23 protein-coding genes are annotated in these 25,154 nt (G+C 75.4%); 15 read left to right on the forward strand and 8 right to left on the reverse strand.

Translation table 11 applies throughout. From position 1 onward, the window contains the following. Nucleotides 1-25: 25 nt before the first annotated feature. Complete coding sequence (locus tag LGQ04_RS03575; RefSeq protein WP_229242247.1) at nucleotides 26-637, forward strand: MaoC family dehydratase; 612 nt, start codon at nucleotides 26-28, stop codon at nucleotides 635-637. Next, the gene (locus LGQ04_RS03580) at nucleotides 634-1,527 is read left to right on the forward strand and encodes an HpcH/HpaI aldolase/citrate lyase family protein (protein WP_229242248.1); all 894 of its coding nucleotides are present in this window, start codon (nucleotides 634-636) and stop codon (nucleotides 1,525-1,527) included. Before LGQ04_RS03575 ends, LGQ04_RS03580 begins: the two co-directional genes overlap by 4 nt. A gap of 8 nt (nucleotides 1,528-1,535) precedes the next feature. Here the strand turns inward: LGQ04_RS03580 and pntB are convergent, their stop codons facing one another. Both pntB and LGQ04_RS03590 read right to left on the reverse strand, forming a co-directional pair. Then, nucleotides 1,536-2,972, reverse strand: a complete 1,437-nt coding sequence (gene pntB, locus LGQ04_RS03585) for a Re/Si-specific NAD(P)(+) transhydrogenase subunit beta (RefSeq protein WP_229242250.1) — start codon at nucleotides 2,970-2,972, stop codon at nucleotides 1,536-1,538. Beyond that, nucleotides 2,969-4,615, reverse strand: coding sequence for a Re/Si-specific NAD(P)(+) transhydrogenase subunit alpha (locus LGQ04_RS03590; RefSeq protein ID WP_229242251.1), 1,647 nt, complete (start codon nucleotides 4,613-4,615; stop codon nucleotides 2,969-2,971). Before LGQ04_RS03590 ends, pntB begins: the two co-directional genes overlap by 4 nt. A 224-nt stretch (nucleotides 4,616-4,839) precedes the next feature. Between LGQ04_RS03590 and LGQ04_RS03595 the strand changes: the two genes are divergently transcribed. Continuing rightward, nucleotides 4,840-5,178 (forward strand): hypothetical protein, encoded by a 339-nt coding sequence (locus LGQ04_RS03595; RefSeq protein WP_229242253.1) that lies wholly within the window; start codon nucleotides 4,840-4,842, stop codon nucleotides 5,176-5,178. A gap of 36 nt (nucleotides 5,179-5,214) precedes the next feature. Here the strand turns inward: LGQ04_RS03595 and LGQ04_RS03600 are convergent, their stop codons facing one another. Beyond that, nucleotides 5,215-8,013: a flippase-like domain-containing protein gene (locus LGQ04_RS03600; RefSeq protein ID WP_229242255.1), complete on the reverse strand. Its 2,799-nt coding sequence runs from the start codon at nucleotides 8,011-8,013 to the stop codon at nucleotides 5,215-5,217. Nucleotides 8,014-8,205: 192 nt separating this feature from the next. On the opposite strand from LGQ04_RS03600, the gene LGQ04_RS03605 reads away from it, so the two are divergent. The 7 genes from LGQ04_RS03605 (at nucleotide 8,206) to LGQ04_RS03635 (ending at nucleotide 15,010) form a co-directional block, all read left to right on the forward strand. After that, nucleotides 8,206-9,183 carry an HdeD family acid-resistance protein gene (locus LGQ04_RS03605; protein ID WP_229242257.1) on the forward strand — a complete coding sequence of 326 codons (978 nt, stop codon included), beginning with the start codon at nucleotides 8,206-8,208 and terminating at the stop codon, nucleotides 9,181-9,183. A 63-nt stretch (nucleotides 9,184-9,246) separates the two neighbouring features. After that, entirely contained in the window at nucleotides 9,247-9,879 is a 633-nt protein-coding gene (locus tag LGQ04_RS03610) for a DUF6993 domain-containing protein (protein WP_229242259.1), read from the forward strand. A 242-nt stretch (nucleotides 9,880-10,121) separates the two neighbouring features. Beyond that, complete coding sequence (locus LGQ04_RS03615) at nucleotides 10,122-11,942, forward strand: FAD-dependent oxidoreductase (protein ID WP_229242261.1); 1,821 nt, start codon at nucleotides 10,122-10,124, stop codon at nucleotides 11,940-11,942. Then, nucleotides 11,939-12,349: a 4Fe-4S dicluster domain-containing protein gene (locus tag LGQ04_RS03620; protein ID WP_229242263.1), complete on the forward strand. Its 411-nt coding sequence runs from the start codon at nucleotides 11,939-11,941 to the stop codon at nucleotides 12,347-12,349. Before LGQ04_RS03615 ends, LGQ04_RS03620 begins: the two co-directional genes overlap by 4 nt. Beyond that, complete coding sequence (locus LGQ04_RS03625; protein ID WP_229242265.1) at nucleotides 12,346-13,368, forward strand: ABC transporter substrate-binding protein; 1,023 nt, start codon at nucleotides 12,346-12,348, stop codon at nucleotides 13,366-13,368. The genes LGQ04_RS03620 and LGQ04_RS03625 overlap by 4 nt, the downstream gene beginning before the upstream one ends. Before the next feature lie 176 nt (nucleotides 13,369-13,544). Beyond that, complete coding sequence (locus LGQ04_RS03630) at nucleotides 13,545-14,303, forward strand: ABC transporter permease (protein WP_229242267.1); 759 nt, start codon at nucleotides 13,545-13,547, stop codon at nucleotides 14,301-14,303. After that, nucleotides 14,300-15,010, forward strand: a complete 711-nt coding sequence (locus LGQ04_RS03635) for an ABC transporter ATP-binding protein (RefSeq protein WP_229242268.1) — start codon at nucleotides 14,300-14,302, stop codon at nucleotides 15,008-15,010. Before LGQ04_RS03630 ends, LGQ04_RS03635 begins: the two co-directional genes overlap by 4 nt. Nucleotides 15,011-15,057: 47 nt before the next feature. Here LGQ04_RS03635 and LGQ04_RS03640 read toward each other — a convergent pair whose 3' ends face one another. From LGQ04_RS03640 to LGQ04_RS03655, 4 genes are all read right to left on the reverse strand, one after another. After that, nucleotides 15,058-15,882: a CPBP family intramembrane glutamic endopeptidase gene (locus tag LGQ04_RS03640; protein WP_229242270.1), complete on the reverse strand. Its 825-nt coding sequence runs from the start codon at nucleotides 15,880-15,882 to the stop codon at nucleotides 15,058-15,060. A 114-nt stretch (nucleotides 15,883-15,996) separates the two neighbouring features. Continuing rightward, nucleotides 15,997-16,263, reverse strand: a complete 267-nt coding sequence (locus LGQ04_RS03645; protein WP_229242272.1) for a type II toxin-antitoxin system antitoxin — start codon at nucleotides 16,261-16,263, stop codon at nucleotides 15,997-15,999. Between the two features lie 17 nt (nucleotides 16,264-16,280). After that, entirely contained in the window at nucleotides 16,281-17,249 is a 969-nt protein-coding gene (locus LGQ04_RS03650) for an SPFH domain-containing protein (RefSeq protein WP_229242274.1), read from the reverse strand. Between the two features lie 62 nt (nucleotides 17,250-17,311). Further along, nucleotides 17,312-18,526 carry a cation:proton antiporter domain-containing protein gene (locus LGQ04_RS03655; RefSeq protein ID WP_229242276.1) on the reverse strand — a complete coding sequence of 405 codons (1,215 nt, stop codon included), beginning with the start codon at nucleotides 18,524-18,526 and terminating at the stop codon, nucleotides 17,312-17,314. A 139-nt stretch (nucleotides 18,527-18,665) separates the two neighbouring features. On the opposite strand from LGQ04_RS03655, the gene LGQ04_RS03660 reads away from it, so the two are divergent. From LGQ04_RS03660 to LGQ04_RS03680, 5 genes are all read left to right on the forward strand, one after another. Then, the gene (locus LGQ04_RS03660) at nucleotides 18,666-19,361 is read left to right on the forward strand and encodes a hypothetical protein (protein ID WP_229242277.1); all 696 of its coding nucleotides are present in this window, start codon (nucleotides 18,666-18,668) and stop codon (nucleotides 19,359-19,361) included. Next, a complete protein-coding gene (locus LGQ04_RS03665; RefSeq protein WP_229242279.1) occupies nucleotides 19,354-19,659 on the forward strand; it encodes a transcriptional regulator in 306 nt (101 codons plus the stop codon). Before LGQ04_RS03660 ends, LGQ04_RS03665 begins: the two co-directional genes overlap by 8 nt. Continuing rightward, a complete protein-coding gene (locus LGQ04_RS03670) occupies nucleotides 19,656-20,636 on the forward strand; it encodes an ABC transporter ATP-binding protein (RefSeq protein ID WP_229242281.1) in 981 nt (326 codons plus the stop codon). Before LGQ04_RS03665 ends, LGQ04_RS03670 begins: the two co-directional genes overlap by 4 nt. Next, nucleotides 20,633-21,436, forward strand: a complete 804-nt coding sequence (locus tag LGQ04_RS03675) for an ABC transporter permease (protein ID WP_229242283.1) — start codon at nucleotides 20,633-20,635, stop codon at nucleotides 21,434-21,436. The genes LGQ04_RS03670 and LGQ04_RS03675 overlap by 4 nt, the downstream gene beginning before the upstream one ends. 185 nt (nucleotides 21,437-21,621) lie before the next feature. Then, on the forward strand, nucleotides 21,622-22,164 hold the full coding sequence (locus tag LGQ04_RS03680; RefSeq protein ID WP_229242284.1) for a hypothetical protein: 543 nt from the start codon (nucleotides 21,622-21,624) through the stop codon (nucleotides 22,162-22,164). A 48-nt stretch (nucleotides 22,165-22,212) separates the two neighbouring features. Here the strand turns inward: LGQ04_RS03680 and LGQ04_RS03685 are convergent, their stop codons facing one another. After that, nucleotides 22,213-24,915, reverse strand: coding sequence for a heavy metal translocating P-type ATPase (locus LGQ04_RS03685; RefSeq protein WP_372469933.1), 2,703 nt, complete (start codon nucleotides 24,913-24,915; stop codon nucleotides 22,213-22,215). Between the last annotated feature and the right edge of the window lie 239 nt (nucleotides 24,916-25,154).

Raw genomic sequence — 25,154 nt, forward strand, 5'->3', positions numbered from 1 at the left:
CCATCGACGAGGAGGAACGGACGACATGCGCGAGGTGGTCCAGCGGGGCCTGTACTACGACGAGCTGGAGACCGGCGTGGTCTACCGGCACCGGCCCGGGCGGACGCTCACCGAGGCCGACGACGTGGTGTTCTCCACCCTGACCATGAACCACCAGGCGCTCCACCTCGACGCCGCGTGGGCCGCGACGCAGCCGTTCGGGCAGCGGCTCGTCAACTCGATGATGACGCTGTCCACGCTCGTCGGGCTGTCCGTCGGGCAGGTCACGCAGGGCACGATCGTCGCGAACCTCGGGTTCCGCGAGGTCGAGTTCCCCAAGCCGCTGTTCCACGGCGACACGCTCTACGCCGAGACGGAGGTCGTGGAGAAGCGGCCCTCCGCGTCGCGCCCCGGGCAGGGCGTCGTCACGCTCGAGCACCGCGGCCTCAACCAGGACGGCGTCCTCGTCGCGCGCGCCGTCCGCTCCGCCCTGTTCTGGACGCGCGCCGCCCACGAGGCGGCCGTGCCCGACGCCGCGGGGTCACCCCGGTCTGCCGAACCCCGGGTTGCCCGGCAGAACGAGCCCGATCTGCCGGACAACCCGGGGTTCGGCGGCGAGCCGACGCTGCGCACGGGCGACGAGGACGGCGCGTGGTGAGCGGCGGCGTCGGGCACGGCGGCGTCGAGCACGGCCCGTTCCCGCTCGGTCCCGCCCTGCTGTTCTGCCCCGCCGACCGCCCGGACCGGTACGCCAAGGCCGCCGAGCGTGCCGACGCGGTCATCCTCGACCTCGAGGACGCCGTCGCCCCCGCCGCCAAGGACGCCGCCCGCCGAGCCGTCGTCGAGGCGTCGGCGACGCTCGACCCCGCGCGGACGGTCGTGCGGGTCAACGCCGTCGGCACGGCCGCGCACGCGCTCGACGTCGCCGCGCTCGCCGACACCCGGCTGCGGACCGTCATGGTCGCCAAGGCCGGACCCGAGCTGCTCGACTCCCTCCCCGCGCTCGCGGCGACCCTGCCCGGCGTGCGTGTCGTCGCGCTGTGCGAGACGGCGGCGGGCGTCCTCGCGGCCCCGGAGCTGGCTCGGCGGGCGGAGGTCGTCGCGCTCATGTGGGGCGCCGAGGACCTCGTCGCGTCGCTCGGCGGGACGTCGAGCCGCCGCGCCGACGGGACGTACCGCGACGTCGCCCGGCACGCCCGCGCGTCGGTCCTGCTCGCGGCGGGCGCTGCCGGGAAGGCGGCCGTCGACGCCGTCCACGTCGACATCGCCGACCTCGACGGACTGCGGGCCGAGGCCGAGGACGCCGCCGCGAGCGGGTTCACCGCCTCGGCGTGCATCCACCCCAGCCACGTGCCCGTCCTCCGCGAGGCTTACGCCCCCACCGCCGAGCAGGTCCGTGACGCCCGCGCCCTGCTCGACGCCGCGGTGTCGAACCCGGGCGGGCCGGACGCCGTCTTCACGCTGGACGGCCGCATGGTCGACGCGCCTGTGCTCCGGCACGCCGAGTCCGTGCTGCGCCGGGCCGGCCGGGGGCCCGCAGGGCCCTGACCTCGGTACTACCTCGCGGGACCTCGGTACTCCCTCGCGGGGTCCGGGGCGTTCACGCGCAGGTGCGCGACGATGTCCTCGACGCGCTCCTTCGCGTCGCCGAACAGCATGGACGTGTTCTCGCGGAAGAACAGCGGGTTCTGCACGCCCGCGTACCCCGTGGCCATGGAGCGCTTGAACACGACGACGTCGCGCGCCTCCCACACGTGCAGCACGGGCATGCCGGCGATGGGGGAGCCGGGGTCGTCGAGCGCGGCGGGGTTGACGGTGTCGTTGGCGCCGATGACGAGCACGACGTCGGTGTCGGTGAACCGGTCGTTGACCTCGTCCATCTCGAACACGATGTCGTAGGGGACGCGCGCCTCCGCGAGCAGGACGTTCATGTGCCCGGGGAGGCGGCCGGCGACGGGGTGGACGCCGAACCGGACGTCGGCGCCCCGTTCGCGCAGCAGCGCGACGAGCTCGGCGACGGGGTACTGCGCCTTGGCGACGGCCATGCCGTACCCGGGGGTGAGGACGACGCTGCGCGCGTCGCCGAGGAGGCGTGCGACGTCGTCGGCCCGCGTCTCGCGGTGCTCGCCCTGCTCGCCCGTGCCCGACGGCGCGGCGGCGCCCTCGTCCGCGCCGAACCCGCCGAGGATCACGGACACGAACGACCGGTTCATGGCCCGGCACATGAGGTACGACAGGATCGCGCCGGAGGAGCCGACGAGCGCCCCGGTGACGATGAGCAGGTCGTTGCTCAGCATGAAGCCCGCCGCGGCGGCGGCCCAGCCTGAGTACGAGTTGAGCATGGACACGACGACGGGCATGTCGCCGCCGCCGATGGACGCGACGAGGTGCCAGCCGAGGGCGAGCGCGACGACCGTCATGAGCAGCAGGGGCCACACGGACGGGGCGGCGACGAACCAGCCGAGCAGCACGACGCTCGCGACGAGCGCGGCGAGGTTGAGCAGGTTGCGGCCGGGGAGCCGGAGCGGGGCCGACCGGGTGCGGCCGGACAGCTTGAGGTAGGCGACGACGGAGCCGGTGAACGTCACCGCGCCGACGAGCACGCCGAGGTAGACCTCGACGAGGTGGGCGACGTCGTGCCCTTCGGTGAGGTACGAGTTGTACCCGACGAGGACGGCCGCGAGACCGACGAAGCTGTGCAGCATCGCGATGAGCTCGGGCATCTGCGTCATCTCGACGCGGCGTGCGCGCCACGTCCCGACGACCGCCCCGACGAGCAGCACGCACGCGATGAGCAGGCCCGTGACGAGGACGGGGCGTCGGCTCGTGTCGAGCGCGAGGACGATGGTCGCGCCGAGCGCGAGGACCATGCCGACGGCGCCCGCGACGTTTCCGCGCCGCGCCGTCTCCTGGCGCGAGAGGCCGGCGAGGCTGAGCACGAACAGCAGGGCCGCGAGCAGGTAGACGGCCTGGGCGACGGACGTGGCGGTCATCGGGCGGCCCCCGTCGTCGTCGGCACGGTGTCGCGGCGGAACATGCGGATCATGCGGTTCGCCACGAGGAACCCGCCGAAGATGTTGATGCTCGCGACGGCCGCGGCGACGCACGCGAGCGTGGTGACGAGCCAGTCGTCGGAGCCGATCTGCAGGAGCGCGCCGACGAGGATGATGCCGGAGACCGCGTTGGTCTGCGCCATGAGGGGCGTGTGCAGGGAGTGCGTGACGTGCGAGATGACGTAGTACCCGACGACCACGGCGAGCGCGAACACCGTCATGTGACCGACGAGCGACGGCGGCGCGAACGACAGCGCGAGCGTGACGAGCACCGCGGCGAGCGCGGCACCGACGAGCCGTTGTTGACCGCGCCGGGCCCGGCGCTCGGCCGCGGTCTCCGCGCCCTCGGCCGTCCCTCCCGGACCCGTGCCCGACGGCGCGTCCCTGCCCCGCGACGTCGTCCCGCCCGACGGCGCGGGCTCGCCCGGTGGTGCGGCCGGTGATGTGCCCGGTGCCGCGCTCACGGCGACGGGCGGGGGCGGCCACAGCACCTCGCCCGCCCGGGCGACGGTCATGCCGCGCTGCACGGGGTCGTCGAGGTCGAGCGCCACGACGCCGTCCTTCGCGGGGGTGAGGAGCTCCAGCAGGTGCACGACGTTCGTGCCGAGGAGCTGCGACGTGTGCTGCGGCAGGCGGCCCGCGAGGTCGGTCCAGCCGAGGACGACCACCCCGCCGTCGGTGACGACCCGTTCGCCCGGCACGGTGAGCGCGCAGTTGCCCCCGCCGGACGCCGCGAGGTCGACGACCACGCTCCCGGGTCGCATCCCGGCGACGGCCTCCGCGGTCAGGGTGCGCGGCGCGCGACCCCGGACGAGCGCCGTCGTGACGACGACGTCGGCGTCGGCGGCCTCGCGGGCGTACGTCGCGAGCGCGGCGACCTCCTGCTCGGGCGTGAGCGGGCGCGCGTAGCCGTCGGCGTTCATGTGCTGCTGCGCCTCGGGCGCGAGGACCGCGGTCCCGCCCATGGACTCGATCTGCTCCGCCGCCTCGGTGCGGACGTCGAACGCGCGCACCTGCGCACCGAGGCTCGCGGCCGTCCCCACGGCGGCGAGGCCCGCGACGCCGCCGCCGATGACGAAGACCTTCGCGGGCGGCGTCTTGCCCGCGGCGGTCACCTGGCCCGCGAACATCCCGCCGTACTCGGCCGCGGCCTCCACGACCGCCCGGTACCCCGCGACGTTCGACAGCGTGCTCAGCACGTCGAGCGACTGGGCGCGCGAGATGCGCGGCACGGCGTCGAGCGCGAGCGCGGTCACCCCGGCCGCGGCGAGCCGCTCGACCAGGTCCGGCCGGCTGCCCGGGTAGAGCATCGCGACGAGCGTCGCGCCCGGGCGCAGCGCGGCGACCTGCGCGTCGGTCGGCGCGTTCACGGCGACGACGACGTCGCTCGCCCACACCGCCGCGGCGTCGCCCACGGCGGCACCTGCCTCGGCGTAGGCGGCGTCGGCGAACGTCGCGCGCTCCCCGGCACCGTGCTCCACCACCACGTCGAACCCGAGCGCCCGCAGGCGCTCCACCGTCCGCGGCGTCGCGGCGACGAGCCGCTCCGCGTCCGCGGCCTCGCGGGGGACACCGATCCTCACGTGCGGGCTCCTCACGTCGTCGAGCATCACCGCCCCCGCCGGGCGGGCCGACGGGTGCGCCGCGAGCCTACCGAGCCCATCCCCGCGCGCACCCGGGCCCTTCGTCCTGTCCGCGCCCCGGACCGGGCGCAGGGGAGTTCTCCCCGTGGGACACGGTGGCGCCGGGAGCCGCAGGTCCGCGAGGATCGGGTCCGGCCATCACGCGCATCGACCGAGGGGAAACCATGCACCGCTCCACGACCGCCCGCCACGCCCGCCGCACGACGCTCGTGCTCGGCGCCGCGCTCACCGCCGCCGCCCTCGGCGCGTGCTCCGTCAGCGCCAACCTCACCGTCCCCGCCTCGAAGATCGCCGAGGACGCCGAGCGGGCGCTCGCGGAGATCGGCGAGGCGGACGTCGACTGCGGCGACGAGGCCGTGGACCTCGTGAACGACGAGGTCGTCGAGTGCGAGCTCACCGACCCGGCGACGGGCACGGTGTTCGACACGACCGTCACCCTGTCCGAGGTGGACGGCACGGACTACCACGTGGACGTCAAGGTCGCGGAGACCCCGAAGTCGTGATCCGCGGGGTCGGGCCCTCACGGGGGCTCGACCCGGTTACAGGTCGCCCTTCTTCTGCAGGTAGCGCATCGCCGCCCAGCCGAACGGGATGCGGCCCCAGTAGGTCGCGACGCGGAAGAGCACGGTGGCGGACGTCGCGAGGGCGACGGGCACGCCCGCGGCGGTCAGTCCCGCGGTGAGGGCGAGCTCGATCGTGCCGAGGCCACCAGGCGTGGGCACGGCGGCACCGGCGGCGTTGCCGACCAGGTAGATCACGGCGACGTCGACCAGCGACAGCGACTGGCCGAAGGCGGCGAGCGCGGCGTCGAAGGCGAGGACGTAGCCGAGGGTCATGACGACGTTGCCGCCGAACCCGACCGCGAGACGGCCGGGCTGGCCCAACAGCTCGGACAGGCGGGGCCACACCTGCTGGACCGTGGGCCGGATCTTCGCGAGCACCCAGGTGCGCACCGTCGGAACGAGCAGGGTCGCCAGCACCGCGAGCGCGACGCCGCCGATCGCGAGCAGCACGGTCGTCGACGGGAGGGCGACGAGGCCGCCGTCGCCCGTGAAGATCGACAGCACCACGAGCAGCAGGATCGTCACGACGAACTGCGACACCTGCACCAGGCCGACCGTCGCGACGGCGACGGGGGTCGAGACGCCGCGCTTCTGCAGCATCCGGAGGTTTAACGCGGCAGGGCCGATGCCCGCGGGGGCGGCGAGCGCGACGAACGACCCGGCCGCCTGCGTGAGCGTCGCGCGGACCATCGGCAGCCTGACCGGCGAGAACGCGACGAACGTGAGCGCCGCGCCCACCCAGGTGAGGACACCGAGGAGGAACGAGACGACCGCCCACCAGGGGTTGGCCTCCGAGACCGCCTCGGTGATGTCGTCGAAGTTGATGGTGGTCACCACGACGGTGACGGCGACGATCGTCAGGGTGAGGGTGACGATCGTGCGGGCGCCGAACCGGGTGATGCGCTGCGGCTCGACGTCGGCCTCGGGCAGCCGTTCGACGAGCGCGGCGCGCAGCTCCTTGAGCAGCTCCTTGTCCTGCCGCATCTCCTCGCGCGTGCTCGGCGGGAGCGCGACGGACTGCAGGAGCGGGCCGATGGCGGCGATGTCCTCGTCGGGCAGCACGCTCACGGCGGACTCGACGGCGCGCCGGGCCCCGACGCGCAGGGCGAGCAGCGCGACCATCTGCGCGAGGTCCATGCGGCGGGCCAGCTCCGACGACGCGATGTCGCCCTGCTCCCAGCCGGTGAGCCAGAGCGCGGGCCCGCCCGTCCCGGGGTCGCGCGAGACGAGCATGACGTCGGACGTGAGGGCGCGGTGCGCGATCCCTGCGGTGTGCGCGAGCGTGAGCTGGCGCCACGCCTCGCCGAGCACGGCGTCGGTGAGCTCGTCGGCGGGCAGGTCGCGCAGGGACACGGCGCCCGTCGCGTGCTCCTGGACGAGCACCATCGAGTCGGCCGACTCGGCGACGGCGAGCAGGCGGGGCGTGCGGACGCCCGCGGCGCGCGCGGCGTAGGCGAGCAGGGCGGTGCGCTCGGCGGCGGCACGCAGCGAGATCGCCGTGCGGCCCTCGATCCCGCGCAGCCGCAGGGACCGCCAGAACCGGGTGAGGAAGCCGACGACCTGCCGGTCGCCGTCGAGCACCACGACGTCGCGGCGCGTGCCGTCCTCGGCGAGCATCGCGTAGACGCGGTTGTCGCCCGCGCGCGTGAGCGCGATCGCCGCGGGGTCCGACGGCGCGCCCTCGCCCGGGTCGGTGCCGTCGCCGGGTCCGGCGGGGGCGTCCGACGACGCGGGGACGGGCCGCGCGAGGTGGCGCCGGGCGAGGGTGGCGTCGGCCGTGAGGACGGTGCCGGCGTCGTCCAGCGCACCGGGGGCGCGCAGCACGCCCACGTGCACCTCGGAGGTGATGTGGCCCTCGGCGTCGACCTCGGTGATGGGGTCGTCGGCGGCCTCGGCGAGCTCCTCGTCGTCGGTCACGTCGCGCACGCGCACGAGCGCGACGGGGGAGAAGCCCGCGCGGCGCACCCCGGCGACGAGGTCGGGCCCGTAGGCGCGCTCGCTGCGGACCCCGGAGGCGTAGCGGACCGCGAGCCCGGCGATGCGTCCGAGCAGCAGGGTGATGCCGATGCCGGGGATCGACACCTGGCCGGTCACGAGCACGACGCCGAGCGCGACGAACAGCACGTTCCACGACCACGCGACCGTGCGGCGTCGGGTCCGCGTCCCGGCCGCCGTCAGCAGGCCGCCGATCGCGGCGACGTAGCCCGGGATCGACAGCTGCCACCCGCCCTGGGTGAACACGGACAGGCCGCGCACGAGCTCGTCCGACCCCCAGACCTGCACGGCGAGCACGGTGAGGACGGCGAGGACGAGGCCGAGGGCCGCGGCGATGATCGACTCGACGACCTGACGGCCGAGGCGCCGGATCCCCAGCTCGATGAGCACCGCCGTCGGGACGAACAGGGTGACGAGCCCTTCGAGCACCGCGACCGGGATGAACAGGACGAGGGCGAGGACGTCGGAGAAGTTCCGCACGTCCTCCGCGACGCCCTCCGTGGTGCCGTGCGCGTACACCGACAGGAGCATGAGGAGCGCGACGCCCGCCGCGCACAGCACGAGGTTGACGAGGTCGCTGGGGTGCCTCACGCGCGGCTCGGCGGTGTCGACCACGCGGACCGTGCCCGCCGGTTCGGGCGTCGGGCGGGACAGCAGGGCCTCGAGCGCGCCGGTCTGCGGCCGTGGCGGGGGCGAGGGTGGTGTCGCGAGGCTGCCGACCTCCACGACCGGCCCGGTGGCCGGGTGGCCCTCGGACGGGTCGCGGACAGGGCTCGACATGGCTGCGAGTCTAGGGCCGGGCCACCCCGGAGGCGCGGTATTTGGCCGATTCCTCCGGGCGATTCGACCCTTTCGTCCGGGCTGCTGGCGTTCCTGCGCGTCGTTTCGGCGCGCGAGCGTGAGCAACGCCTCCCTAGCATGGGGGGCGTCCGGCCGGGCGGACCGGCGAGCGGGCGAGACCGGGAGGTCGGCATGGCACGCGACACCACGGGCCGAGGCGCACGGGCCGACGACGCCCCGACCGCCACCGACGACGGCGCCGCCACCGCGCCGCAGGACCGGAACCCGTTCCGCCGGGTCTGGTGGCTCCCCGTGGTGCGCGGGATCCTGCTCGTCGTCCTCGGCCTGCTCCTCATGATCGAGCCCTTGGAACGGCTCGAGACCCTGCGGGTCGTGCTCGGGGCGTTCCTCGTGGCCGACGGCGTGCTGGTCGCCGTGCAGGGGTTCGTCCACCGGCGCCAGGTGGGGTCGGCGTGGTGGCTCGCCCAGGCGGGCGTCAACGTCGTGTTCGGCGTCGTCGTGGCGCTGTGGCCCGACCTCACCCCCACGGCGCTGTACTACGTCCTCGCCGTGTGGGTGCTCGTGCTCGGCATCACCACCATCGCCGGCGCCGCGGCGCTCGCCCGCAACCGCGACCTCGGCTGGGCGTGGATGCTCACGTTCGGCATCACGTCCGTGCTGTTCGGCATCCTCCTCGTGACCCGCCCCCTCGACGCGTTCGACGTGCTCCGCCTCGTCACCGTCGTGTTCGCGCTCTACGCGTTCGTCGCCGGGTCGATCCACGTGGTCTCCGGCTTCGCCGTGCGGGCCGTGGCCCGCGAGCTCGCGGACCTGCGCGCGCAGGCCGTTGCGGCGGGCGTCGTCGTGACCGGCGGCTCGGTGCTGGGCGCGGCCGCAGCACGCCCCGACGTCGGCCCTCCGGTCGCGAGCCCCGCACCGGACAGCCCGCCCCCGGCCGCTCAGGCCGGGCCGGCGGTCGAGCCGACGCCGGAGCCCGCGACGCTGCCGGACCCGGAGCACGAGCCCGCGACGTTGCCGGACCGGGACGGCGCGGCCCGTGCGGACGGTGCCGACGGTGCCGAACCCCGGGTTGCTCGGGAGGAACCGCCGTCCGTGCCGAACGCCCCGGGGTTCGGCGACGTCGGTGACCCCCGTCGCGACGTTCGGTGAAGATCCGGGTGAGGTTCCGGTGCACGGCGAGCGGACCGTGCCGCGGCGCGTCAGACTCGCCGCGTGGGGACACAGGGGGACTCAGTCACGCCGGAGGCGCAGGACGGGGGCACGTCGCCGCTCGCGCGAGCACTGACGGGCGTGGTGGTGGGGGTCGTCGGCCTGGGGCTCGTCGGCCTCATCGTCGTCGTGCTGGCCTACCACCTCATGGTCGAGGGGTGGGCGCAGCAGCGGGACGCGTCGGCGAGCGGATCGCCCGCGGCCACCGAGGAGCCGGCAGTCGCTGAGGAGCCGGGCGTCGCTGAGGAGCCGGGCAGCGCGACGTCCGACCCCGCGCACCTGGCGCCCGAGGGTCTGGACGGATCCAACGAGGCGTACCGGCAGCGGCTCGGGTCCGCCGAGGAGAACGCGCTGGCCGCGGAGTCGCTGGCCGACGTCCGGGCGGTGCTCGACGACCTCGCGGCATCGGGACCGGTGGAGCGTGACGACGCGGTGGCCGCGCTCGGCTCCGCGGGGTTCGACGCGGTCCAGGTGACCCCGGAGGTGTCCCCGCTCGGGACGCGGAGCGCGGCGTTCGGGATCGGTGTGTCGGTGCCGGGCGGGTGCGTGTTCGGCGAGGTCGACGCCGGGACGGTCACGCTGGAGGCGGGCGGCCCGATCGCGGACGGCGGCTGCCTGGCGATGCCCGCGCACTGAGGGGTCGTTCACGTCCTCCCGCATGGCGAGACGTCGTCCAGAAAATCTGGACTGAATCAGTCGGGATACGTAGCGTGGCGCCCATGGTCACCCGCACCGCCCCGCGCGGTCCCCGCCCGGTCCGGCGCTCGCCGCACCGCGCCGGGTGCTGTCGTCGCCCCTGAGACCCGGACCCGTCCCCGAGGCCGACGACTCGCGCCTGTCGCGCCCCCGTCGCCGACCGCGACCTCAGGAAGCCCCCCATGACCCCTCCCACCGGCGTGCCCGCACACCCGGCGGCGGCCGAGCCGCGCACCGCCGACCCACGCACCGCGGACCCACGCACCGCCGAGCCGCGCACCGCGGACCCACGCACCGCCGACCCACGCCCGACCCGCGCCTCCCGGCCGCGCGCCGTCGTCCCCCGCGCCCCGCGCCCCGAGGTCCGCACCGACGACGCGGACCGCCTCGTCCTCGCCGCCGACGTCCTCGTGCTCGGCGGCGGGCCGGCCGGCACCTGGGCCGCGATCGCCGCGACCGAGGCCGGCGCGCGCGTCGTCCTCGCCGACAAGGGCTGGTGCGGCACCAGCGGCGTCGCGGCCACCGCCGGCGTCGCGCACTGGCTCGTCCCGCCCGACCGTGCGACGCGCGACGCCGAGATCGGTGTGCGCGAGGCGCAGGGGGGCCACCTCACCGACCGGGCGTGGACCGACGCCGTGCTCGACGAGACCTGGGCGCGCACCGACCTCGTCGACGGCTGGGGGTACCGCCCCGCGGCCCCGCCCCCGCCTCGCGCCGCAGGGCCCGACCGGCGCACCTTCGCCGGCACCGCCCCCGACTACCTGCGCTTCCTGCGGGGGCGGACGCGGCGCGGCGGCGCGACGATCCTCGACCACAGCCCCGCCCTGGAGCTCCTCGTCGACGCGGCGGGCCGCGTGTCCGGTGCGCGCGGCCACCAGCGCCAGCTCGGCCGCCCGTGGACGGTCACCGCGGGCGCCGTGGTCCTCGCGACCGGCGGCACCACGTGGAAGAGCAGGTCGCTCGGCGGGGACGTCGACACCGGCGAGGGGCACCTGATGGCGGCCGAGGTCGGCGCGCACCTGTCCAGCATGGAGTTCTCGAACTTCTACGGGATGGTTCCCCTCGGCACGTCGATGGACAAGAACGGGTTCCTCGTCGCGGCGTCGTACTGGGACCACACCGGCCGCCCGCTCACCTACCGCAACCTGCACGTGTCCCGCACCGAGCTGCTCTCCGCCTCGCTGCGCGGCACCGTCACGGCACGGCTCACCCAGTTCCCGCCCACGGCCCGGCCCGCCGCGCGGGCCGCGATGCCGAACTTCTTCATGGTCACGGACAAGCTCGGCGTGGACCCCTTCACGGAGCGCTTCCCCGTCGACTGGGTGCAGGAGGGCACCGTGCGCGGCACGGGCGGGCTGCACCTGCTCGACCGCGACGCCTGGACGGGCGTCACCGGCCTGTACGCCGCGGGCGACGTCGCCGCGCGCGACCGCGTCGTCGGCGCCGCGACCGGTGCGGGCGGCCCCAACCTCGCGTGGGCCGTCGCGTCGGGCACCTGGGCGGGCCGTGCCGCCGCCGTCCACGCGGGAGGTCGCGCGCCCGACGACGTCGCCCACCTCGCCGGGTCCGGCGACCGCGGCCTCGTCGGCGGGCCCGTCCCACGGCGACCCGGCCCGGCAGGGTCGTGGCGCGAGGTCGTCGCCGCGGTGCAGGGCGAGATGCACCCCGTCGAGAAGGCCGCGTTCCGCTCCGCGGACGGCCTCGCCGTGTCCGCGACCGTGCTCGACGCGCTCTGGGAGCAGCCCGACCTCCTGCGCCCCGCCCCCGGAGCCGACGCCGCGGAGGAGATCCGCACCCGGGAGGCCGCCGGGATGCTCGCGACCGCGCGCTGGGTCGTGCGCGCCGCCGCCCGGCGCACCGAGACCCGCGGCATGCACACCCGCGTCGACCACCCCGACACGGACCCCCTCCAGGCCCACCGGCTGCTCGTCGGCGGGCTCGACGAGACCTGGGTCGAGGTCGACCCCGACCGTCCCGCACCGACCCCCGAGGAGACCTGGTGATCGAGGTGATCGACCCCGCGCGCTGCACGTCCTGCGACGTCTGCGTCCGGGTGTGCCCCACCAACGTGTTCGACGCCGTCGAGGGCGGCCTGCCCGTCGTCGCACGCCAGTCCGACTGCCAGACGTGCTTCCAGTGCGAGGCCTGGTGCCCGGCGGACGCGATCTTCGTCGCGCCGTCCCGCACGCCCGAGCCCGAGGGGTCGCCCCTGCGCGACGCCGCGGCCCTCGCCGAGCGCGGCTTCCTCGGCCTGTACCGGGCCCGGGTCGGCTGGCGGCGCGGCGACGACCCCGGCACCACGGACACCCACGACGCCCGCGACGCCCCTGGCGCTCCTGACGCCGGACAGACCAGCGAGCCCGCCCCGGACGACCTCGTCCCGGGCACGACCCCGAGGAGACCCGCATGACCACGCACCGACCGTCGTCGACCACCCGCCGCCCGCACGGCCTGCTCACCGCCGCCGCGGCCCTGCTGCTGCTCGCCGGCGCGTGCGCCGCACCGACGGCGTCCGGGACGGGCGCGCCCGACGACGCGGGCGGCCTCGTGCCGCTCACCGTCGGTGCGCCGTGGAACGGGACGGCGGGCAAGACGCCGACCGACACCGGGCCCTTCGGGTACGCCGTCGCGGAAGGGCTCGCGGACGAGATCCTCGCCGAGCACGGGTTCGAGTACGCCGGGTTCGTCGGGTTCTCCAACGGGCCGCCCGTCGTCCAGGCCCTGCAGACCGGCGACGTCCAGGTGGGCCTGATCGGCGACACGCCCGCCGTGCAGGCGCGCGCCAGCGGCATCGACGTCCCGGCGCTCGCCGTGGCACGGCCGACGTCGGACATCTGGTTCCTCGGCCGCGAGGGCGGGGTGAGCAGCCTCGCCGAGCTGGAGGGGAAGACGGTGGGGCTGCAGTTCGGCTCGAACTTCGACAAGTACGGTCGGGCCGCGCTGGAGCGCGCGGGCGTCGAGGACGTCGAGCTCGTCAACCTCCTCTTCGCCGACGCGCTGCCCGCCCTGCAGCGCGGCGAGGTCGACGCCGTGCCCGTGCCCGCGACGACCGCGGGGATCTGGCGGGTGCAGAACGACTTCCCCGTCCTGTCCCGGGCGAGCGAGGACGACCCCGACCTCCTCGCGACGTCGGTCGCGCTCACGTCCCGCGAGACGGCCGACGCCCACCCGGGTCTCGCCGACGCCGTGTGGGAGGTCCTCCGGGCGGGGGCCGACGCGATCGACGCCGACCACGACGCGTACGCGGCGTGGGTGGAGGAAGCGTCGGGCGCGCCCGCGGCGGTGGTGCTCGAGGCGAACTTGTGGCGGTACGGCACCGAACGGGTCGACCCGGAGGGCCTGGAGACGGTCCGCACGACGCTCGACTTCCTCGTCTCCGCGGGCACCGCGACCGAGGAGTTCGACGTGACCACCTGGGCGGTGCCGTGAGCGCCGGGGCCGTGCCCCGCACGGTGTCCGGCGTGCCCCCGGCCGCACCCGCCGGGCCTGTCACTCCCGCCGGGCCCGTCACTCCCGCCGAGCCTGTCACTCCCGCCATCTCGGACCGGCGGGCGGGCGCGACGGGTCGGCGGACGACGCGCCGTCGTACCGGGCCAGGAGGGCGCGTGCTCGACGGGACGCTGCGCGTCAGCGTCCCCGTGCTCCTTCTCGTGGCCTGGGCGACGGGCTCCGCGACGGGCGCCGTCGACCCCAAGGTCTTCCCCGCGCCGTGGGAGGTCGTGGACGCGTTCGTCGAGCTCGTCCGCACGGGCGTGCTGTGGGAGAACCTGTCGGTGTCCGTCGGCCGCGTCGCCGTCGGCTTCGCGATCGGCGCGACCCTCGGCCTCGTCCTCGGGACGGTCGCGGGGCTCGTGCGCCTCGGCGACCAGCTCCTCGACCCGACGCTCCAGATGCTGCGCACGATCCCGTTCCTCGCGATCACGCCGCTGCTCATCCTGTGGTTCGGCATCGACGAGCGCCCCAAGATCATCATCATCGCCGCGGCCGCGCTGTTCCCGCTCTACCTCAACACCCACTCCGGGGTCCGCAACGTCGACCGGAGGATCCTCGAGGCCGGGCGGGTGTTCGGGCTGCGCGGCGCCGCTCTCGTGCGGCAGGTGGTGCTCCCGGAGGCGATCCCGTCGATCCTCGTCGGGCTGCGCGTCTCCCTCTCCACGTCCCTGCTCGCCCTCATCGTCGCCGAGCTCACCAACGCACCCCGGGGCCTCGGTTTTCTCATGACCAGCGCGCAGCAGTACTTCCAGACCGACGTGCTCGTCGTCGTCGTCGCCCTGTACGCCCTCTGGGGCCTGTCCGTCGACCTGATCGTGCGCGGCCTCGAACGGGTCCTCCTGCCCTACAAGCATCTCGGGAGGTCCGCATGAGCGGGGTCCGCACGACCGGCGTCGTCAAGCGGTTCGGCGACCGCGCCGTCCTCGACGGCTTCGCCCTCGACGTCGCGCCGGGGGAGTTCGTCGCCCTGCTCGGCGGGTCCGGCAGCGGCAAGACGACCTTCCTGCGCATCCTCGCGGGCCTGGAGCAGCACGACGACGGGACCGTCGAGACGCCCGGGCAACGCACCGTCGTCTTCCAGGAGCCGCGGCTCGTCGCGGCGAAGCGGGTCCGCGACAACGTGCTGCTGGGGCAGCGGGCCACGGCCGCGACGCGGCGCGCGGCGTCGGCGGCGCTCGCGGAGGTGGGGCTCGCGGGCCGGGAGCGCTCGTGGCCCACGACGCTGTCCGGCGGCGAGGCGCAGCGCGTCGCGCTCGCCCGGGCGCTGGTGCGCGAGCCGCGGCTGCTGCTGCTCGACGAGCCGTTCGCGGCGCTCGACGCGCTCACGCGCATCCGCATGCAGGCTCTCGTGGCGCGGCTCGCGCGCGTGCACCGGCCCGCGGTGCTCCTCGTGACGCACGACGTGGACGAGGCGATCCTCCTCGCGGACCGCGTCGCGGTGCTGCGCGACGGGAAGGTCGGTGCGGAGGTCGAGGTGCCGTTCGCGCGGCCCCGCCGCCGCGGCGTGCCGGGGTTCGGGGACCTGCGCCGCGGACTGCTCGCCGAGCTCGGGGTCGAGGAGGCGATCGGCGTGGCCTGAGCCGCTCGCCGGTCGCGGACCGCGCGCCGCGACCGGCGAGGAGGCCGTCACGCGAGGCCCAGCGACTGCTTCCACTCGGCGGGCAGGAGGGCGTACCCGACGAACGCGACGACGTCGAGCAGGGTGTGGGCGATCACGAGCGGCATGACGCGGTGCCGGCCCCAGCGGGACGTGTACCACCACGAGAACAGGACGCCCATGACGACGTTGCCGAGGAACGGGCCGATGCCCTGGTACAGGTGGTAGGCGCCGCGCAGGAGCGAGCTCGCGACGACGAACTTCACGCGCCCCCAGCCGAGGTCGCGCGTGCGCTCGTACAGGTAGCCGACCGCGATGACCTCTTCCAGCAGCCCGTTCTGCAGGGCGGCGAGGACGAGCACGGGCACGGTCCACCAGGCGGCGTTCAGGGCGGCGGCCTGGACCTCGACGGTGATGCCCATCGCCCGGCCCGCGAGGTAGAACGCGAGGCCGGGGATCCCGACGGCCGCGGCGAGCGCGAACCCCCAGCCGACGTCGCGGAGCGGCCGCGCGCCGTCGAGCCCGATCGCGCGGACCGCGGACCGGCCGCGCGCGCTGAGCAGGTACAGCGCCAGCGCGACGGGCAGGACGGCGAAGAAGATCCCGACGAGCTGGTACGTGAGGTCGAGGTACGGGCGCGTCGACTGGCTGACGTTGAGGCTCGCCGACTGGTCCCGCAGCGGTGTGTCGGCGGTGAGGCGCGCGACGATGCTGATGATCGCGTACACGGCCGACTTGCCGAGGCTCAGGCCGAGGACGATCCAGATCTCCGCGCCGATGCGGCGCCGGGTCGCGCGGTCGGGCGCGGGCGTCGCGGGACCGGCGGCGGTCGCGGGGGAGGGCTGGTCGGGCACCGTCCGGTTATAGCACCGCCACCGGGGAACAGGCCGAGCACGAGGTTCCTCGCCGTCGAGCACGAGGATGCTGTCGTTCTGGGACGGTTGGCGGCAGCAACCTCGTGTTCGGCGTCAGGGGGTGCGCGGCGGGCGGCCGGGTCGCCGGGCGGGGCGGACGTCGCGCGGGAGGCGCCCGGCGTCGTCGAGCGCGCGGCGCAGCAGCATCTCCATCTGCGCGTTGACGCTGCGCAGGTCGTCCGCGGCCCAGCGGGCGAGCGCGTCGTGCAGGGCCGGGTCGAGCCGCAGCAGCACGGACTTGCGCTGCGCCCGGCGCGGGGGCGCGCCGTCGTCCTCGGGCGCGCCCGTGCCCGACGACGGCCGGTCGCCGTCGCCGGGCACGTCCCTCTCGGACGGGGTCACTGGTAGAGAGAGCCCGTGTTCACGACGGGGGAGACGCGGCTGTCCCCGCACAGCACGACGAGGAGGTTCGAGACCATCGTGGCGCGGCGCTCGTCGTCGAGCGCGACGATCTGGTCGGCCTCCAGGCGCGAGAGGGCGTCCTCGACCATCGAGACCGCACCCTCGACGATGCGCGACCGCGCGGCGATGATCGCGCCCGCCTGCTGGCGCTGGAGCATGGCCTGGGCGATCTCCGGGGCGTAGGCGAGGTTGGAGATGCGCGCCTCGATGACCTCGACGCCCGCGACGACGACGCGCTCCGCGACCTCGGCGGCGATCTCGGCGGAGACGAGCTCGGTGGCGCCGCGCAGCGACTCCTCGCCGGCGTCGGCGTCGTCGTACGGGTGGGACATCGCGACGTGGCGCAGCGCGGACTCGGCCTGGACCACGACGAAGTCGTCGTAGTCCTCGACGGCGAAGCTGGCCTTGGCGGTGTCGGCGACCTGCCACACGACGATCGCGGCGATGTTGATGGGGTTGCCGTCGGCGTCGTTGACCTTGAGCTCGCTGGTCTCGAAGTTGCGCACGCGCACGGACACGCGGCGGCGCGTGCTCAGCGGCACGGTGGCGACGAGGCCGGTGCGGCGCACGGTCCCGAGGTAGCGGCCGAAGAACTGGACGACGAGCGTCTCGCCCGGATTGATCACGGAGACGCCCGTGGGGACGAGGACGCCGACGAGGAACAGCAGGACGCCGAGGGTGATGAGGACGCCGGGGTTCCCGGCCTCTGCCGCCGCGGCGACGACGAGGCCCGTGCCGCCGAGGAGCAGGATCACGGTGAGGGCGATGACGCCCGCGGCCCCGCCGGCCCCGAGCGACCACGCCGGGCGTTCGGTGACGTCGACGCGGGTGCCGTCGTGCCCGACGGGGCGGCCCGTCGGCTCGCCGCCCACGGACTCCTGCGGCGGTGTGGCGGTCTCGGTCATGGCGCGGTCCTCTTCTCCGGCCGCTGCGGCGGCCTGTCGACGTATAGCAAAGTGATATCACATTACGCCGCGGCGCGGCGCGCGTAGAGTCGCGCCCCCGGGGCGGCCGTCACGCCGTGGACGACGGTGCTCGCCACGACCACGAGCACCCCCGCCGCGAAGACCTGCGGGTCGGTGACACCCTCGTCGCGCGCATGGGCGAGGTAGAACACCGCGGAGACGCCCATCGGCCCGAACCAGCCCGCGAACACGGCGTCGCGGCGCGAGAGGCCGAGCGCGGGCGCCAGCGCCAGCACGACCGGCAGGCGTCGCACCAGCAGCGCGCCGACGACGAGCACCACGCCGCCCCAGCCCAGGGCCGCGATGTCCGCCCACGGCAGCGCGGCCCCGACGATCGCGAAGAACGGCACGACGGCGTACCGGTTCACCGCCTCGTCGACCGTGTCCTGGCGCTCGCGGGTCGCCGCGTCGGTCCGCGCCCCGTACGCGATGCCGGCGACGAAGACGGCAAGGATGCCGTCGGTCTGCGCGACCCGTGCCACGCCGAGCACGAAGAGGGCGAGCAGGAGCGTGAGCACGAGGGCCGGGCCGTCGGCGAGGTCGTGGCGGCGCGTCGCTGCCCGCCGTCCGGCGGCGGTGGCGAGGCCGAGCGCCGCCCCGATCGCGACGGCGCCGCCGACCTCCCACGCCACGCGCACGAGCTCGTGGCCGGTGTCGCGACCGGGCAGGGCGAGCGAGACGGTGATCGCGACGAGGGGGAGCGCGAGCCCGTCGTTGGCGCCGCTCTCGGCGGTGAGCGCGGTGCGCAGGCGGCCCGGCAGCGTGCGCTCGGCGACGTCGCCGGAGACGACCGACGCGGCCAGCACCGGGTCGGTCGGGCTCAGGCACGCCCCGACGACGGCCGCGAGCGCCAGAGGGAGCCCGACGGCGAGGGCCAGCGCCCCCGAGATCGCGGCGGCGGCAGGCATGACGACGAGCAGGAGCCACACGACGGGGCGCCACACCTCCCGGAGCCGGGGCGTGGGGAAGCGGAGCGCGGCGGCCATGACCGAGGCGGCGAGGAGCAGCCGGGACGACTCGAGGAGCAGCAGGTCGCGCTGGCTGTCGTCCCAGCCTGTCTCGCCCGCCCCGCCGAGGACGCCGAGCCGGCCGAGGATCACCCCCAGGAGGAGCCCGATCAACGGCTCGGACACCGGCCATCCCCGGACCCGGCGGCTCAGCAGGGCCAGCACGACGGTCACGACTCCCACCGCCGCGTACACGAGGGCGATCTCCACGAGGCTCCCTCCTCGAGTCGGCGGTCGGGTCTCTCGACGGTAGGGCGTGCGGGAGCGGCCCGCAGTGGTTGCCAGGCTCCACGCACTGGTGCAGGATGGCAACGACTTTGTATCGCAAACCACTTTGCCGAGGAGCACCATGAGCGGGCATCGCCCCGACGAACCGTTCGACCCCGCCGCCTCGCTGCGGCTCATCCGCGAGCAGCAGGACCGCGCCCGGGCCGCCACCGAACCCTCCGGTGCCCTGCTGTACCTCGCGTGGGGCCTCGCCTGGGGCATCGGTTACGTGTGCCTCTACGTCGGCGTCGACGCCGCCGGGCAACCGGCGCCGTGGGCGTTCTGGGTGTTCTTCGGCGCGATCGCCCTCGCCGTCGCGTTCACCGTCGTCCACACCGTCACACGTTCCGCCGGCACCCGCGGCGTCAGCGCCCGGCAGGGCGTGATGTACGGGTGGGCGTGGATGCTGGGCTTCGTCACCTACGGCTTCGTCCTCGGCGGGCTCGCGCGGGCCGGTGCGCCGGACGAGGTCATGGCCCTCGCGAGCAACGCGTTCGCGTGCGTCGTCGTGGGTCTGCTCTACCTTGGCGGCGCCGTCGCGTTCGGGGCGCCGCGGCTCTACGTCGTCGGTGTGTGGATCCTGCTCGTCGCCGGGGTCGCGACGTCCGTCGGCGTCCCCCACACCTACCTCGTCATGGCGACGCTCGGCGGTGGCGGGTTCCTCCTCATGGCCGGCGTCGAGCACGTCCTGGCCCGACGGCGCCGGGTCGGCTCCCGCACCCCGGTCGCCCGGCCGGGCCCCGCGGCCGCGTCGGGGACGGGGGCGAGAGGTGCCTGACGCCGCGCTCGACCCGGTCATCCACGCCCCCGCCCGGCTGCGCGTCGTCGCGACGCTCGCCGCGCTCGGCGAGGGCGACGAGCTCTCCTTCCCCAGGCTGCAGAAGCTGCTCGACATGACCGCGGGCAACCTGTCCACCCACCTGCGCAAGCTCGAGGACGCCGGGTACGTGCGCGTCGTCAAGACCCACGAGGGCCGGACACCCGCGACCTACCTCGCGCTGACGACCCGCGGGCGCGGCGCGTTCGAGGACTACACCGCCACCCTGAGCACCCTCCTGAGAGGAGCCGGAGCATGAGCACCGCGCACGCCGTCCCGGACGGCGCCCCCCACCGCGACCACGCGCCGTCGGGCACCACGCTCGGCACCGTGGACGACGGAACCGTCGTCGCGGTGGACCACGTGACCCGCCGCTTCGGCAGCGTCGTCGCGCTCGACGACGTCTCCCTCACCGTCGGGCCGGGCGAGCTCGTCGGGATGCTCGGCCCGAACGGCGCCGGGAAGTCGACCCTGCTGTCGCTCGTCAGCGGGCAGCGCAAGCCCGACACCGGGACCGTGCGCCTGTTCGGCGGCGACCCGCGCGACGCCCGCAGCCGGGTGGCGCTCGGCCTCACCCCGCAGGAGACCGGGCTGCCCGCTACGCTCAAGGTCCGCGAGGTCGTCGACTTCGTCGGCGGGCACTACCCCGACCCCGTCCCCACCGCGGACCTGCTCGACCAGTTCGGCCTCACCGACCTCGCGGGCCGGCAGACGGGCGCCATGTCCGGCGGGCAGAAGCGCCGCCTCGCCGTCGCGCTCTCCCTCGTCGGACGCCCGCGCGTCGTCCTGCTCGACGAGCCCACCACCGGGCTCGACGTCGGCGCCCGCCAGGCCCTGTGGGACGCGATCCGCGCCTACCACGCCGGCGGCGGCACCGTGCTCCTCACGAGCCACTACCTGGAGGAGGTGCAGGAGCTCGCGCAGCGCGTCGTCGTCATCGACCACGGCGTCGTCAAGGCGGACGACTCGCTCGGCGCGATCCTGCGCCGCGTGGCCCTGCGTCGCGTCGTCGCGCACTCCTCCGCCGACCTCGCGCACCTGCCGGGCGTGGTCCGCGCGGAGCGGCGCGGCGACGGCTCGCAGGAGCTCTACACGCCCGACGCCGACGCTCTCGTCCGCGAGCTCGTCGCCTCGGGCGCCGACTTCCACGACCTGGAGATCCGCGGCGCGAGCCTCGAGGAGGCGTTCGCGCAGATGGTCTCCGGCGCCGACGACCCGACGGAGGACGCACGATGAGCACCACCGCCCCCACCACGGGACCCCGTCGCCCCGGCGCCGCGCTGCCCGGGCCGCTGCGGCTCACATGGCTCCACCTGAAGTACCAGTTCCTCGAGACCGTGCGCGTGCCCGTCGCGGTGCTCGGCAACCTGCTGTTCCCGGCGCTCGCGATGTTCTTCTTCGTCGTGCCGCAGGAGGCCGTCGCGCGCGACCCCCTGGCGGCCACCACGGCCGTCGCGTCCCTCGGGCTCTTCGCCGTCTGCTCCGCCAGCCTGTTCACCTACGGGCTCGGGGTCGCGGAGGACCGCCAGCTCCCGTTCGACCCGTTCGTGCGGTCCCTGCCCGCCGGGCCCGGGCCCCGCATGGCAGGGCGGGTGCTCAACGGCGGCATCTTCTCGCTGTTCGGCGTCGTGCCGCTCGTGATCATCGCGTGGCTCTTCACCGACGCGAGCGTCACCTGGTCGCAGCTGGCCGCCGGCGTCGGGACCGTGCTGCTCGTCTCCGTCCCGTTCGTGCTGCTCGGCATGGCCATCGGGTACTCCCTGTCCGCCAAGGCCGCGCTGCCCGTCGTGCAGGTGATCCTCTTCCCGCTCGCGTTCGCCGGCGGCCTGTTCCTCCCGCCGTTCCTCTTCCCCGACTGGCTCGACACGATCTCGATGGCGACACCCACGCGCGCCGGCCGCGACCTGCTCGTCCAGGCGCTCACCGGCGAGCCGGCGTACGCCCTCGCGTGGCCCGTGCTCCTCGGGTGGACGGTCCTGTTCGCCGCCCTCGCCGTCGGGGCGTACCGCCGCGACGAGGGTCGCCGCTTCCGCTGACGCGCTTCCCGCCGAGCCGGTCGAGCACCCGACCTGCCGAGCACGAGGTTGATGTCGTTCTCCGGCGGATGACGACATCAACCTCGTGGTCGGCGGCGAGCAACGACATGGTCGGCGACCAGGACGGTAGGGTCGGGCGCCGCCGTCGTACCGGGGCGGGAGCACGACGGACGAAGGAGCGCGGCATGGCCTGGTGGGACGACGAGAAGCGCCCGACCCTCGCGGACCAGCTCGCGGACACGAGCCGCCCGGTGAGCACCCCGCCGCCCGACGACGACGCGTCGGCCGGGTGGGCGGCGATCCCGCTCTGGCTGCTGCTCGGCGCGGCCCTGGTCGCCGGGGGCGTCGCGCTGGCGGCGGCCCGCATCGCCTTCGGGCTCACCGCGATCGGTGCCGGTGTCGTCGCGTGGGGCGGCTATCTCCTCAGCCAGTTCGGCGTGCTCGGCTGGTACGCCCTGCGCGTCCCGCGCCTGCGCGCCGAGCGGGTCGCCGCGGCGGACCGCGGCGACCCCGACCCGGCGCTCACCGACCTCGACGTGCGCTCGTGGCGCGTGCCGGTGACGTGGGCGTACGGCCGGCTCCAGGTCGGGCTCCTCGGCCCCGGCGACGGCGCGGCGCCCCGGGCGCTGCGGGTCGCACGCGTCGTCGGCGGCTGGTGCGCCGGCCTCATGCTCGGGCTCCTCGTCCTGGGCGGCGCCGCTCTCGCGCTCTCGCGCGCCGGAGCCTGAGCCCCGCCCGAGCCCCGCCCGAGCCTGAGCCGCGTCCGCCGCGGGCCGTCAGCCCGCGCGGCGCAGCCGCAACGAGTTCCCGACGACGAGCACCGAGCTCGCCGCCATCGCCGCCCCCGCGATCATCGGGTTGAGCAGACCCGCCGCCGCGAGAGGGATCGCCGCCACGTTGTACGCGAACGCCCAGAACAGGTTCTGCTTGATCACCCGCAGCGTCCGGCGCGAGAGCCGGATCGCCGTCGCCGCGCTGCGCAGGTCGCCGCGCACGAGGGTGAGGTCGCTCGCCTCGATCGCCACGTCCGTGCCCGTGCCCATCGCCAGACCCAGGTCGGCGGTCGCGAGCGCGGCGGCGTCGTTCACGCCGTCGCCGACCATCGCCACCACGCGACCCTCGCGCTGGAGGCGCGCGACGACGTCGACCTTCTCGTGCGGGAGCACGCGGGCGACCACGTCGGCGTCCGCGATGCCGACGGCGCGCGCCGCCTCCCGGGCCGACCCCTCGCCGTCGCCCGTGAGCAGGTACGGGCGCAGGCCCAGCTCCCGCAGCTCGCGCACCGCCTCCGCCGACGTCGGCTTCACCGGGTCGCGCAGCACGAGCACCGCGCGCGCGGCACCGTCCCACGCGACGACGACGGCGCTCGCGCCGGTGCGCTCGGCGGCGCCGAACGCGTCCGCCAGGGCGGCGTCGGTCGTCACGCCCTGCCCGGCGAGCCACGACGGCTGCCCGACGAGCACGCGACGCGCCGTCAGACCCCCGCCGTCGAGGGACAGGCCGGAGTGCGCCTGCCGCACCACCGCCTCGACCCCGCCGCCCGGCGTGCTCGCGAAGTCGAACGCCTGCAGCGAACCGACGCGGACGCCGTCGGCCCCGACACCCCCCGACCTGTCAGCACCCGGCCCGCCCCCGGACCCCTGGGGTGCTGACAGGTCGCGCGCCGCCGCCGCGATCGCGCGCGCGATCGGGTGCTCGCTGAGCGCCTCCACCGCCCCCGCGTGACGCAGTGCGTCCCCGGCGCTCCCCGACGTGTCAGCGCCAGGCCGGTCCCCAGGGCGACCCGGTGCTGACAGGTCCTCGACCGCCACCGTGCCCGACGGCGTCGCCACCGCCTCCAGCGCCATCGCCCCCTCGGTCACGGTGCCCGTCTTGTCCAGCACGACCGTGTCCACGCGTCGCGTCGACTCCAGGACCTCCGGCCCCTTGATGAGCACCCCGAGCTGCGCACCCCGGCCCGTCCCGACGAGCAGCGCCGTCGGCGTCGCCAGCCCCAGCGCGCACGGGCACGCGATGATGAGCACCGCCACCGCCGCCGTGAACGCGAACTGCGTGCCAGCCCCCGCGAGCAGCCAGCCCACGAGCGTGAGCGTCGCCAGCACGAGCACGACCGGCACGAACACCGCCGAGATCCGGTCCGCGAGACGCTGCACCGGCGCCTTGCCCGTCTGCGCCTGCGTGACCAGCCGACCGATCTGCGCGAGCGTCGTCTCCTCGCCCACCCGCGTCGCCCGCACCAGCAGGCTGCCCGACGTGTTCACCGTCGCGCCCGTCACGTCGTCGCCCGGGCCCACGTCCACCGGCACCGGCTCACCGGTCAGCAACGACGTGTCGACCGCGCTCGACCCCTCCAGCACCACCCCGTCCGTCGCGACCGTCGACCCCGGCCGCACCACGAACACGTCCCCCACCACGAGCGCGGCCACCGGCACACGCTCCGTGACGCGCGCACCGTCGGGCCCGGTCAGCGGGCCCCCGTCCGGGGCGAGCAGCACCCGCTCCGCATCCTTCGCCCCCAGCTCCAGCAACGACCGCAACGCGTCGCCCGCCCGCCGCTTCGACCGGTGCTCCGCGTACCGGCCCGCGAGCAGGAACGTCGTGACCACCGCCGCGACCTCGAAGTAGAGCTCCGGTGCCCCCATTTCGTCGCGCGACGGGATGAGCGTCGGCTGCATGCGCATGCCGATCTCGCCCGCCCCGCCGAGCAGCAGCGCCCACAACGACCACACCGACGCCGCGACCACCCCGATCGACACCAACGTGTCCATCGTCGACGCGCCGTGCCGTGCCGCACGGAACGCCGCCCGGTGGAACGGCCACGCAGCCCACGTCACCACGGGCAGCGCCAGCACCGCGACGACCCACTGCCAGCCCGCGAACTGCACCGCAGGGACCATCGACAGCACGACCACCGGCACCGTGAGCACCGTCGCGACGCGCAGGCGGTGCAGCAGGTCGGTTCCGCGGTCGCGCGCGCCGTCGGGGTTCCGCTCGGGTTCGGCGGCGGGGCGGCAGCTGGGTTCGGCGGCGGGGCGGCCGGAGGTGCTCGGGCTACCATCCGCGTCGCTCGTTCCTCGCGCCGCTCCCGCCAGGCCCGCCACGCCCGTCGCACCCTCCGGCCGCCCCGCCGCCTCGGTTGCCGTCTCGCCTTCGATTGCCGACGTAGAACCCTGGTTTGCCGAGGTAGAACCCTGGTCGGCCGAGGTAGAACCCTGGTTTACCGAGGTAGAACCCTGGTCGGTCGAGGTAGAACCCTGGTTCGCCGAGGCAGAGCCCTGGTGCGGTGGGGGCGGGGTGCGGCGGGTGGTGACGCGGGCGGTGTAGCCCGCCTTCTCGACGGCGGCGACGAGGTCGGCGTCGTCGACGGTCGTCGCGAGGACGACGTGCGCGTTCTCCAGCGGGAGGTTGACGGTGGCGGTGACGCCGTCGAGGCGGTTGAGGCGCTTCTCGACGCGCGCGACGCACGACGCGCAGGTCATGCCCTCGATGGCGAGGTCGACCTCGGCGAGCGGCACCGGCGGGTGGCCGGTCGTCCCGGGGGCGGGGGTGGTGGGCATCGGGTGACTCCTGGTGGTCGGTCGGAGGTCACCGGCGAGGGTCCGGGGTGTCGGCCGTCGCGGCGGGCGCCGTCGCGTGCGGAGGCGCGGCGCGGACGGTCCGGGGCCGCCCGGGGGCGGCGGTTCGGCGGAGGGTCCGCGGGATGCTGCCCGACGGCGGG

Origin of the sequence: Cellulosimicrobium marinum, assembly GCF_020551945.1 — a bacterium.
GTDB classification, from domain to species: Bacteria; Actinomycetota; Actinomycetes; order Actinomycetales; family Cellulomonadaceae; genus Cellulosimicrobium; species Cellulosimicrobium marinum.